The following is a 12,304-nucleotide window of genomic DNA, read 5'->3' as shown; positions in this document are numbered from 1 at the left end:
TAGATAAACTTACTAAGATGAACTTAAGTGATAATTGTATTTTACATACTGATCAAGGATTTCAATATACTCGTAAACAGTACTCAACTCAACTGAAAGAGAATAGTATAAAGCAATCTATGTCTAGTAATGGAAAATGTTGGGATAATGCTCCTATTGAGAGTTTTTTTAGTCATATGAAATCTGAACTTCTATACTTAGTTTATACTAAAAATCCTAATGAAATTACCAAACTTATAGATGAATATATTTATTTTTATAATAATGAGCGTATACAAATAAAAAGCGGCATGAGTCCTGTTGAATACAGAAAACTTACCGCCTAAGGTACTTTTTTATGAGTGTCTACTTGACAGGGTCATATCTAAAATGAGTGCATTTTTTACATCATACCTATAAACATACCGATAAAGTAAGGTATAAGCCATATTGCCCATACTACTATACTAAATTTATGGAAAAATCTTTTCTTTTCTTCATCACCTTTAAATAGTACATAAGTTGCCCATATAGCATGGAATAGCATAAGTACTATAGCTAAGAAACCAGTAACTCCATGTAAACTTTGAGTAAAAGATGATGTAGCGATAGTTGAAGAACTACGTGCTATTTCACCCATTGTTAGAGTTCCTAATGTATCACAAACTAAACCACACCAGAATGTTAGTATATGTTTTTTGTTTAATGTTTTAGCCTTTCTTTCGCCAAAAACACCTATTGTATAAATAACAAGAGCTGATGTAATAAATACTATAGCCATTATTAATTTTGTATCCATAATTATCACTCCTTAATTTTAGATAAAATATTTCTTAAATTTGATACTAATTCATTTAAATCTTCTTCTGTACAATCCTTAAATATGTTATCAAAGCTTTTCTGAATTTTAAGTCTGAATGTAATAGCAAATTCTTTTCCTTTATTAGTAAATCTTAAATAAGTATTTCTTTTATCATTTTCTTTTTTGAATTTTTCAATAAACCCATTTTGTTCAAGCCTAGTTACTATACCAGAAACTGTTCCTTTAGCTAAAGACATTTCGTGACATAAATCAGATATTGTCATTTCTTGATTGTGTGCAACTAATTTAATAATTATAACTTGCTGATGAGTTAAACCATTTTCTTTAAAACTATCTTCAATAGAATACATTGTTTTAGAATAAATTTCTTTTAGTAACATTGCAATTCTAAAACTATCAAAATTTGAATTCAATAAAATCACCTCGAATATTTATATTCATAATAAAAACTGATTTTAAAATAGTTTCTATACGAACTAATATATTATAAAATATATATTTAGTCAATGGTTTCTATGCAAATCATTTTAAAATAGTAAATATTTTTAAATATATATGCTCTAATTAAGTTTTTACATTTTCGCTATATCGTGATTTTTGAAGTTATTTATTTGATTGTAGTTTTATTAATTTAGCTAATGGAAATTATTTTTGGAAAATATATGAAATTAGTTTACATTTAATGCAAATAATGCTAAAATTAGACTGTAATAATAAATAGACAAAAAAATAACTATTGAAATCAAAGCCATGAAGGTTTTACACAGTGAGTGTATACTTTTATGGCTTTTTTGTATTAATAGAAGTTTTATATTCAAATAAATGAGGGGGATTATTTTGTTAAGGGGTATATTAAAAAAAGCAATTCAGTTTATAGGAGTAATGTTCCTATTATCAATAATTGTATTTTATATGGCAAGATTGTCTCCAGGAGATCCTTTAAGATCTTATTATGGAGAAGGCGTAGAAAGAATGAGCACTATAGAAAAGCAACATGCTATGGACAAATTAGGACTAGATGAATCAATATATATTCAGTATGGAAAATGGATATCTAATGTATGTAAAGGGGATTTTGGAATATCTTTTAAATATAAACAAGATGTGTCTACAGTTATAAAAGACGTTTATATAAATACTATAATACTAGGTGGTCTAGGGTACATATTAACATTTATTTTAGCATTGATAATGGGAATATTTTGTGCATTGAATGAGGATAAGCTAATAGATAGATTTATATGTAAACTAGGAACTATAACTAATTGTATACCTTCGTTTTGGATTTCTTTGGTACTAATATTAATATTTAGTATAAATTTAGGAATATTGCCAACAAGCGGAGCTTATTCAATGGGACAAGAAAATGATATAACCAATAGAGTAATACATATAATTTTACCATTATCAGTTCTTATATTAAGTCATCTTTGGTATTATACATATATGATAAGAAATAAATTATTAGAAGAAATAAGAGAAGATTATGTTTTATTATGTAAATCAAAAGGATTACACAATAAGGCTATAGTGTATAAACATTGTTTAAGAAATATAATGCCAACATATATAAGTATAATGGCAATTTCAGTTCCTCATATATTAGGAGGTACATATGTAGTAGAACAAGTTTTTTCATATCCAGGTCTAGGATCTCTTTGTTTTGAAAGTGCAAAGTATCATGACTATAACATGTTATTAGTTTTAAGTTTATTAACAGGAACTTTAGTTGTATTTGCAAACATGTTATCACAAGTTATAAATAATAAAATAGATCCTAGAATGAAACATGATAGAGGTGATAACAGTGAAATTGCAATATAGCGACTTTGATATAGTAGGAGAAAATTATATTTGCCAAGAAAATGATAAAAAAATAAAAAGCAAGACTTTTATAAACCAAATTAAAGATAAACCTTATATATCAATAATTGCACTAAGTATAATAATGTTAGGATGTATTTTTTCATCAACAGTAATGAATCATAATCCATCTTACATGGATTTATTAAATTCAAATGTAGCTCCAAATAAAGAGTTTTACTTTGGAACAGATTCAAGAGGAAGAGATATATTTTCAATGATATGGTATGGAGGAAGAGTATCTTTATTGATAGGTATATTATCTACAATAATTTCAACATTTATTGGGATTATGTATGGAAGTATTAGTGGAGCATCTTCAGAAATTATAGATGATATTATGATGAGATTTACTGAAATAATACTTAGCATACCATCAATATTAATAATAATATTTGTACAGGCTATGCTAGGAAACTCAACGCCAATTTCTATTTCTATAGTTATAGGTATAACTAGCTGGATGAATATTGCAAAGATAGTAAGAAGTGAAGTAAGGCAAATAAGAAATAGTGAGTACATATTGGCAGCTAAAAGTATGGGAGGTAATTTTATATATATAGTGGGACAACACTTATTACCTAACTTTATATCATCTATAATGTTTATGGTAGTGACTAATATTGGGTCAGCTATTGTAACAGAATCAACTCTTAGCTTTTTAGGAATAGGTTTACCTTTAGAAATTATATCTTGGGGAAGCATGCTTTCATTAGCAGAACAAGCACTATTAACGAATCAGTGGTGGATAATATTGATACCAGGTATATTTTTAGTAGTTACATTAGTTTGTATTACTAATATAGGAAATTATATAAGAAAAAATAATAACAAGAAATTAAGCAACCTGTAGGTTAGGTTTATAAATAAAATGCTAGATAGTATTTTAAATATCTATTTAAATAAAAAAGGGGAAAATATACAATAGGGGGTAAAATTATGAAATTAAAGAAACTAAAGATTATGAGCTTAGCAATGATTTTAAGTTTAATGGCAGGATGCTCAAGTACTGGTAAAGGTGCTGATACTTCAGTGAAGTCATCTGACGAAAAAGTTTTAGTTTATGGAAGTGGAGATTATACAAGTATAAATCCAGCTTTATATGAACATGGTGAAATAAATTCATTAATATTCAATGGACTTACAGCACACGATAAAAATAATAAAGTAATTCCATGTTTATCGGAAAGTTGGGAGCTTGATAAACAATCTAATACATATACTTTTAAATTAAGAAATGATGTTAATTGGCATGATGGAAAAAAATTCACTGCGGAAGATGTTAAGTTTACTTTAGAGACAATAATGAATCCAGAGAATGCTTCAGAAATAGCATCAAACTATGAAGACATAAAAAATATAGAAGTAGTAGATGAAACTACTATAAAAATAACTTTAAAAGCACCAAACGTAGCAATGCTTGATTATTTAACAATTGGTATATTACCAAAGCACGTGCTAGAAGGTAAAGATATAACAACAGATCCATACAATCAAAGTCCAATAGGAACAGGCCCATTTGAAATGGAAAAATGGGATAAAGGACAAAGTATAACTCTTGTTAAGAATGAAGATTATTTTGAAAAGGAACCTGGTTTAGATAAAGTTGTATTTAAAATAGTTGTAGATGTAAAAGCAAAGGCTATGCAATTAAAATCAGGTGAATTAGATTTAGCTCAAGTAACTCCAAAAGATATGTCAATATTTGAGGGAAATAAAGATTTTAAAGAGAATATAATGAAAACTTCAGATTATAGAGGCATAATGTATAATTTTAATGCACCTTTATTTAAAGAAAATAGAGAATTACCTAATGCATTAAGTTATGCAATAGATAGAAAAGCTATATTAGACAGTGTATTGTTAGGACATGGTAAAGTTGCTTACTCTCCACTTCAAGCTGGAGCATATAATAATCCTGATATAGAAAAATTTGATTATAATCCATCTAAAACTAAAGAAGAACTAGAAAACAGTGGTTGGAAGCAAGGTAATGATGGTATATATGAAAAAAATGGAACTAAGTTAGCATTTGAAATAGTATGTGGTGAAGGCGACCAAGTTAGAATAGATATGGCAAATATATGTGCACAACAATTAAAAGAAATTGGAGCAGATGTAAAAGTAGCTGTAAATGCTGAAGTAGACTGGGAAAATCAAGACAGTTTCTTAATAGGATGGGGTAGTCCATTTGATCCAGATGATCATACATATAAGGTATTTGGAACTGATAAAGGTTCAAACTATAGTATGTACTCTAACCCTAAGGTAGATGAATTACTTCAAAAAGCTAGAGAAACAGATGTAGATGAAGATAGAGTTAAGTATTACAAAGAATTCCAAGAAGAAATGGTAAAAGATATGCCATACACATTTATATCTTACATAGATGCAATATATGTAGGAAAGAGCAATGTAAAAGGTATAACACCTGAAACAGTTTTAGGGCATCATGGTGTAGGTATATTCTGGAATATAGCTGATTGGACAATAGAATAATATAATAAAGAATGTTTAGAAAGTAATTATCTACAAATAGATAATTTATGATTATTATCATTATAAAAAAGCTTAAGGGGTCTTTTGACCCTTTAAGCTTTAAATAGTATAGGGGATGATTACATGGGTAATATATTAGAAGTTGATAATTTAGTTGTAAAATTCAAAACAGATGATGGAGAAGTTCAAGCAGTAAGAAATGTTTCGTTTAATTTGAAAAAGGGTGAAACCTTAGCTGTAGTAGGAGAGTCGGGTTGTGGAAAATCTGTCCTTTGTAAAAGTATAATAAAAATATTACCTAAAAATGGATATATAGAAGATGGTAAAGTACTTCTTAAGGGTGAAGATTTAGCTAAAGTATCACAAAAAAATATGAATAGTATAAGAGGAAAAGACATATCTATGATTTTTCAAGATCCAATGACTGCTCTTAATCCAACTATTTCTATAGGTAAACAAATATCAGAAGCTATATTAATACATAATAAAATAAGTAAGCAAGAAGCTAAAAAAAGGGCTATAGAGTTAATAAAACTAGTTGGAATAGATAATCCTGAGAAAAGATTTAAACAATATCCGCATCATTTTTCAGGTGGAATGAGACAACGTATTGTTATAGCTATAGCACTTGCATGTAATCCAAGTGTATTAATAGCAGATGAACCTACAACAGCACTAGATGTAACCATACAAGCACAAATAATAGATTTAATAAAAGATTTACAGAAAAAAATAGGTATTTCAATTATATTCATAACACATGATTTAGGGGTAGTTGCAGAAATAGCAGATAGAGTTGCAGTTATGTATGCAGGAAAGATAGTAGAAATAGGAACAGTAGAAGATATTTTTTATAACTCTCAACATCCATATACATGGGGACTAATGTCATCTCTACCTACATTAGAATTAGAAAATGAATTTTTATACAATATACCTGGAGAGCCACCAAATTTGCTAAACACTCCAAAGGGAGATGCTTTTGCAATAAGAAATGAAAATGCTTTGAAAATAGATTACTTTGAAGAACCACCAATGTTTAAGATAAGTGATACACATAGCGCATCAACATGGTTATTACACAAAGATGCACCTAAAGTAAATAAATATATAAAAGCTAAGGGAGAGAGAGTGATTATAAATGAATAAAGAAAAAATATTAGAAATTAAAAATTTAAGTCAATATTTTAAATTAGATAAAAATACTGTTGTAAAAGCGGTTGATAATATAACTTTTGAAATTTATAAAGGAGAAATTTTCGGATTAGTAGGAGAATCGGGGTCTGGAAAATCAACTCTAGGAAGAAGTATAATAAAACTATATGAAGCGACGAGTGGAGAAATAATATATAAAGGAAATAGAATATCGGATAAGAAAATATACAAAAAAGAAAAGAAGCTTTTAAACAAGAGCATGCAAATAATATTTCAGGATTCAACTTCATCGTTAAATCCACGAATGACAGTTGGTGATATTATTGCAGAACCTTTAAAAATACAGGGAATATATAATAATAAAGAAGAACGGTTAAATAAAGTATATGAAATGTTGAGTTTAGTAGGGTTAGATAAAAGTTATATTAACAGATATCCAACAGAATTTTCAGGGGGTCAAAGACAACGTATAGGTATTGCTCGTGCCCTTTGTATAAATCCAGAATTTATTATAGCAGATGAACCAATTGCATCGCTAGATGTATCTATACAGGCTCAAATCGTTAATTTATTTAAAAAATTACAAAAAGAAAGAGATTTGACTTGCTTATTTATAGCCCACGATTTATCAATGGTTAGGCATATAAGTGATCGTATAGGAGTTATGTACAATGGAAAATTAGTAGAATTAGCAGAAGCTAATGAATTATATAATAATCCAATACATCCATATACGAAATCTTTATTGTCAGCAATTCCAGTTCCAGACCCCAAATATTCTAAAATAAGAACAAAGATAAGATATAATCCCAGTATACATGACTACTCAGAAGATAAACCAAAATGGATTGAAATCTCTTCGGGACATTATGTATACGCATCTGAAAAAGAGCTATATACGTATGATCAAGAACTTAATATAATATAAAATGAAAAATGTGCTAATAATTTTAATAAAATAATAGCACATTTTTTACGCATAAAACTCAACCGAAAATATTAAAGTAATTTGCAAACACATTTTTCAAGTAACTGAATTAATTTACAGCCTGTTGAAAGATATGAGCTAATTGAATTTTTCTTTTTTTAGTGTTTATAAATAAATTAAGCGTAGAATTCAAATAATAAATATTAAGTTTCAATATTATAATTAAAAGATATAAAATTCAACAACGAGGTGATAAACATGAAAAAATTAAATGAAGTATTAAAAAGTTTAAATGAAGATTTATCAGGATTATTAAGTACTATGTTAGCATCGGAGAGAGTTAATAGCCAAAGATGTATAGCCAAAGATTTAGATACTACAAAGACTATAATAGACCATAAGGATGAAAGTAAAGAATTAAATCAAGAAGACTTAAATAAAATAGGTAAAGAGTTACATAAATTGACAGAAGATATAAAAGGGATGGCTAATACAATGCTTATATCAGAGAGAATTAATAGCCAAAGATGCATAGCTAAGGATATAGATACTACAAAAACAATAATGGATGCTAAAAATGAAGATAAAGAATTTACAGAAAAAGAAATTAAGCATTTAGTACAAGAAGCTAAAAAAGTAGTAGAGACAATGCTTATATCAGAGAGAATTAATAGCCAAAGATGTATAGCTAAGGATATAGATACTACAAAAACTATAATTGAACATGATGATAAGAAAGAAGAAATTAATAAAAGTGAGTTAGAAAAAGTAGTAAGTGAATTAAAAGGAATTATAAATGAAATGCTTATGTCTGAAAGAGTAAATAGCCAAAGATGTATAGCTAAAGATATAGATACAACAAAAACAATAATTGAACAAAAAAAATAATTGAACAAAAAACATGTGACTAGCTAGTATAATCCCCTTACAATGATCGCTTTTTAGAATAATTATACGATACTCTTTTAAAAGTGTCTACCATAAGGGGATTATACTATTTACATACGTGTATTTTTACATATAACTAAACATATCTAACATATATTTATAGTAACAAAAGATTACAAAGCAGATAATAGTAATATAAGTATAGTATAATAAATTTAAAGATATAAGTTAGGGGGGATACAAATGAAATTAGTATGGTTACTTGTAGCAATTGTTTTTGCCATAGGTGAAGCTATGACTCCAAGTTTAACATTGATATGGTTCAGTATAGGTGCGGTAATATTAATATTTTTAAGTGGCTTTATAGAAAGCATATTATTGCAGGTAATAATATTTGCAATAATATCGATAACATTACTAGTGGTAGTAACTAAGAATATAATAAAAAAAGATGAAACTCATGAATATAATACTAATTTAAAAGCTATTATCAACAAAACAGGTACAGTTAAGAATAATATACTTCCAAATAAAACAGGAATAGTGGTAGTTGATAGTGAAGAATGGACAGCGAGATCTTTAAACGGAGAAGTAATAAAAAAAGATGAAATTGTAGAAGTTATAAATATTGAGGGAGTAAAATTAATAGTTAGAAAAATAAAATAAGGGGGGATTTTACATAATGGAATCAATAATATCATTAGCATTACCAATAGTGCTTATAATTGTAGTTGTAGTAACCGGTTTATCTTGTGTAAAAGTAATAAAGCAATCTAAAGTAGGAATAATAATGAGACTTGGAAAGTTTAGAAAAGTAGCAGATACAGGGGTTCATTTTTTAGTTCCATTTGTAGATCAAATGAGTTATGTAATTGATTTAAGAGAAAATGTAATAGATTTTCCACCACAACCAGTTATAACTAAAGATAATGTAACTATGCAAATCGACACTGTAGTTTATTATAGGATTACAGATCCAGCTAGATATGTATTTGAAATAGCAAATCCAATTACAGCAATAGAAAATTTAACGGCAACGACTCTTAGAAATATAATAGGTGAATTAGACTTAGATGAGACTTTAACATCAAGGGATATAATTAATACTAAAATGAGAGCAATATTAGATGAAGCAACAGATAAATGGGGAATTAAAGTAAATAGGGTAGAGCTTAAAAATATAATGCCACCTCATGATATCCAAGTAGCTATGGAAAAACAAATGAGAGCAGAAAGAGAAAGAAGAGAATCAATATTACAAGCGGAAGGTAGTAAAGCATCATCTATACTTCAAGCAGAGGGTGAAAAGCAGTCATCAATTCTAAGAGGGGAAGCTAAAAGAGAAGCTATGATTCTTGAAGCAGAAGGTCAAAGGCAATCTTCCATATTACATGCACAAGGAGAGGCCGAATCTATTAGACAAATAGCTATAGCTAAAGCACAAGGTGAAGCTGAAGTAATATTAAAGGTTCAAGAAGCTACGGCTAAAGGGCTTAGAGAAGTATTTTTAGCTATGAAGGAATCAGATGTAGATGACAATATACTAGCGCTTAAGTCAATAGAGGCACTAGAAAAGGTGGCTCAAGGAAATGCTACTAAATTAGTATTACCTTCAGATACAGTGAACTTCTTAGGAACATTTAAGGGAATAAAAGAAGTATTAGGTCAAGACAAATAAAAATAAACAAATAAAGATTAAGATTATAAGGCCTCAAGATACTATAAAAGTATTTTGAGGCTTATTATAATTTTAATTAAGGAGTATGAAAAAAGATGTTTCATTTTATTAGCTTAGATATTAGAAAAGAATTATTAAGCTCATTGATAAAAAAATAACAATAATTAGATTATAGGTGATAAAAAAGATTGAAATATTAGAAAACGTTTTCAAAATCAAATGTATAAAAAAGAAATATTAAAAAAATTATGCTGAAATATATATATATATGAGTGCGTGTATTACAATATGTTTTTTTATGCTGAAATATAGAATTAATTGACTGAATTTTACTATAATTTGATTGTGAATAATAAGACGTATTAATATATAATTAAATACTATAGAGAGATAGAATAAGGGGGGCGAGATATTCATATTATGGAATATAAAAAAGTAAATTATGACAATATTCTAATTGATAATATAAATAAATTTAAATCAGGACAATCGTATGATAGTTATAAATTTATGGGATGCCATATTGACAGAGAAAACTATATATTATCTTTTACAGTATGGGCTCCAAATGCAAGAGAGGTTTATTTGGTCGGAGATTTTAATAATTGGAGTAAAAATTCTCATCCCATGGAAAATATAGGAAATAGTGGAGTTTGGAACATCTCACTGAACGATATAAAAGAAGGAGATGCATATAAATACAATGTAGTTGGCTGTGATGGAGTTAGTAGATTAAAGTCTGATCCATATGCATTTTTCTCAGAACTAAGACCGAATACAGCATCTATTGTATATGATTTAGAAAAATATAAGTGGAATGATAAAAAGTGGCAATCTAGAAAAATAGATGAAAATATTAATCAAATGCCAATGAACATATATGAAGTTCATTTAGGCTCATGGAAACGAAAATGGGACGGTGACTTTTTCTCTTACGAAGAACTATATGAAATGATAGATTATGTAAAAGATATGGGGTACACACACATAGAAATCTTGCCTATAACAGAACATCCATTAGATCAATCTTGGGGATATCAAACAGTAGGATATTATAGTAGTAGTAGTAGATATGGAAAACCAAATGAATTTAAGGCATTTATAAATAAATGTCATGAAAATGAAATTGGGATAATTGTAGATTTTGCATATAGTCATTTTTGTAAAGATGACCATGGATTATATAAATTTGATGGCTCACCTCAATTTGAATATAAAGACATATTAAAAGCTGAAAATATTGGATGGGGAACAGCTCATTTTGATTTAGGAAAACATGAAGTTAATAGTTTTTTAATTTCAAATGCAATATATTGGCTTAATGAATTTCATGTAGATGGAATAAGAGTAGATGCAGTATCAAGTATGCTGTACTTAGATTATGACATAGGTGAATGGAGACCTAACAAATATGGAGGAAGAGAAAATTTAGAAGCTATAGATTTCTTAAAAAAATTCAATGAAAGTATTTATAAATACACAAATAATCCCATTATAGTAGCGGAAGAATCAACTTCATGGCCTATGGTTACAGGACCTACATATAAAGGAGCATTAGGATTTACATACAAATGGAATATGGGATGGATGAATGATACCCTAAGATATATGGAAATGGATCCAGTATATAAGAAATATCATCATGAACTTATAACATTCTCTTTTATGTATGCATTTTCAGAAAACTTTATCTTACCATTATCTCATGATGAAGTAGTTCATGGTAAAAAATCATTATTAGATAAAATGCCGGGAGACCCATGGCAGAAATTTGCTGGACTTAGGACTCTATATGCATACTATATGATTCATCCAGGAAAAAAATTACTATTCATGGGAAGTGAATTTGGGCAAGGTTTAGAATGGCGATATGCATATGGTTTAGAATGGCAATTATTAGAAGTTGAGCCTCATATAGCAATGAAACAATATGTTAAGAGTCTTAATAATTTATATAAAAATGAAAAGGCATTATACGAAATAGATACCAGTTATGATGGATTTGATTTTATAGATCCACACAACAATGAACAGAGTGTAGTTGTTTTGATGAGAAAGGGTAAAAAGTCAGAAGATTTTATTATAGCAGTAATAAACTTTACACCAGTAGTATATTACGATTATAAAATTGGGGTTCCACATGCAGGAACATATGAAGAAGTATTTAATTCTGATGATAAAGCATATGGGGGTTCAGGAGAAACCATGGATGGAGCAGAATTATTTGCTAAACATGAAAAATGGCATAATAAAGATTACCATATAACAATAAAAGTTCCTCCATTAGGAGCAACATTTATAAAAGGTAAAAACATAAATATTAATAAATTTGAAGTTGATAAAGATAAAAAGGTACTAATAGGTGGAAAGAATAAAAAAACAGTAGTTCTTAATAGAGAAGAAATTTCAAATAATAAAGAAAATATAATTAAAAGACAAGAACTATAATTATATAGCAATTATAAATATAAACTAATTAATATTTAAGGGG

12 protein-coding genes are annotated in these 12,304 nt (G+C 27.9%); 10 read left to right on the top strand and 2 right to left on the bottom strand.

All coding sequences use genetic code 11. From position 1 onward, the window contains the following. Positions 1–326: transposase (locus AC11VW_RS10715; RefSeq protein ID WP_484301408.1), on the top strand; the 326-nt coding region annotated here is incomplete at its 5' end. Between the two features lie 56 nt (positions 327–382). Here AC11VW_RS10715 and AC11VW_RS10710 read toward each other — a convergent pair. Then, positions 383–778, bottom strand: a complete 396-nt coding sequence (locus AC11VW_RS10710) for an HsmA family protein (RefSeq protein WP_484301407.1) — start codon at positions 776–778, stop codon at positions 383–385. 5 nt (positions 779–783) lie between these two features. Next, a complete protein-coding gene (locus tag AC11VW_RS10705) occupies positions 784–1,224 on the bottom strand; it encodes a MarR family winged helix-turn-helix transcriptional regulator (RefSeq protein WP_484301406.1) in 441 nt (146 codons plus the stop codon). 415 nt (positions 1,225–1,639) lie between these two features. On the opposite strand from AC11VW_RS10705, the gene AC11VW_RS10700 reads away from it, so the two are divergent. The 9 genes from AC11VW_RS10700 to glgB all read left to right on the top strand — a co-directional run bounded on the left by AC11VW_RS10700 (position 1,640) and on the right by glgB (position 12,261). Beyond that, positions 1,640–2,626, top strand: coding sequence for an ABC transporter permease (locus tag AC11VW_RS10700; protein WP_484301405.1), 987 nt, complete (start codon positions 1,640–1,642; stop codon positions 2,624–2,626). Then, complete coding sequence (locus AC11VW_RS10695) at positions 2,610–3,518, top strand: ABC transporter permease (RefSeq protein WP_484301404.1); 909 nt, start codon at positions 2,610–2,612, stop codon at positions 3,516–3,518. The genes AC11VW_RS10700 and AC11VW_RS10695 overlap by 17 nt, the downstream gene beginning before the upstream one ends. An 86-nt stretch (positions 3,519–3,604) precedes the next feature. After that, positions 3,605–5,164 carry an ABC transporter substrate-binding protein gene (locus AC11VW_RS10690; protein ID WP_484301403.1) on the top strand — a complete coding sequence of 520 codons (1,560 nt, stop codon included), beginning with the start codon at positions 3,605–3,607 and terminating at the stop codon, positions 5,162–5,164. A 123-nt stretch (positions 5,165–5,287) separates the two neighbouring features. Beyond that, entirely contained in the window at positions 5,288–6,313 is a 1,026-nt protein-coding gene (locus AC11VW_RS10685) for an ABC transporter ATP-binding protein (RefSeq protein WP_484301402.1), read from the top strand. Further along, positions 6,306–7,247 carry an ABC transporter ATP-binding protein gene (locus tag AC11VW_RS10680; RefSeq protein ID WP_484301401.1) on the top strand — a complete coding sequence of 314 codons (942 nt, stop codon included), beginning with the start codon at positions 6,306–6,308 and terminating at the stop codon, positions 7,245–7,247. The genes AC11VW_RS10685 and AC11VW_RS10680 overlap by 8 nt, the downstream gene beginning before the upstream one ends. Before the next feature lie 258 nt (positions 7,248–7,505). Beyond that, positions 7,506–8,135, top strand: coding sequence for a hypothetical protein (locus tag AC11VW_RS10675; protein ID WP_484301400.1), 630 nt, complete (start codon positions 7,506–7,508; stop codon positions 8,133–8,135). Positions 8,136–8,378: 243 nt separating this feature from the next. Beyond that, positions 8,379–8,801: an NfeD family protein gene (locus AC11VW_RS10670; RefSeq protein ID WP_484301399.1), complete on the top strand. Its 423-nt coding sequence runs from the start codon at positions 8,379–8,381 to the stop codon at positions 8,799–8,801. A 16-nt stretch (positions 8,802–8,817) separates the two neighbouring features. Next, the gene (locus tag AC11VW_RS10665; protein ID WP_484301398.1) at positions 8,818–9,813 is read left to right on the top strand and encodes an SPFH domain-containing protein; all 996 of its coding nucleotides are present in this window, start codon (positions 8,818–8,820) and stop codon (positions 9,811–9,813) included. 420 nt (positions 9,814–10,233) lie between these two features. Then, positions 10,234–12,261, top strand: a complete 2,028-nt coding sequence (glgB, locus tag AC11VW_RS10660) for a 1,4-alpha-glucan branching protein GlgB (RefSeq protein WP_484301397.1) — start codon at positions 10,234–10,236, stop codon at positions 12,259–12,261. Positions 12,262–12,304: the final 43 nt, after the last annotated feature.

The sequence above is a fragment of the Romboutsia sp. genome (assembly GCF_056995035.1).
This window is presented reverse-complemented; position numbering and strand designations above follow the sequence as displayed.

Bases quoted from the DNA above. Each gene is read 5' to 3' on its own strand.
- AC11VW_RS10710 (WP_484301407.1), bottom strand. From the start codon at position 778: ATGGATACAAAATTAATAATGGCTATAGTATTTATTACATCAGCTCTT.
- AC11VW_RS10690 (WP_484301403.1), top strand. From the start codon at position 3,605: ATGAAATTAAAGAAACTAAAGATTATGAGCTTAGCAATGATTTTAAGT.
- AC11VW_RS10685 (WP_484301402.1), top strand. From the start codon at position 5,288: ATGGGTAATATATTAGAAGTTGATAATTTAGTTGTAAAATTCAAAACA.
- AC11VW_RS10680 (WP_484301401.1), top strand. From the start codon at position 6,306: ATGAATAAAGAAAAAATATTAGAAATTAAAAATTTAAGTCAATATTTT.
- AC11VW_RS10675 (WP_484301400.1), top strand. From the start codon at position 7,506: ATGAAAAAATTAAATGAAGTATTAAAAAGTTTAAATGAAGATTTATCA.
- AC11VW_RS10670 (WP_484301399.1), top strand. From the start codon at position 8,379: ATGAAATTAGTATGGTTACTTGTAGCAATTGTTTTTGCCATAGGTGAA.
- AC11VW_RS10665 (WP_484301398.1), top strand. From the start codon at position 8,818: ATGGAATCAATAATATCATTAGCATTACCAATAGTGCTTATAATTGTA.
- glgB (WP_484301397.1), top strand. From the start codon at position 10,234: ATGGAATATAAAAAAGTAAATTATGACAATATTCTAATTGATAATATA.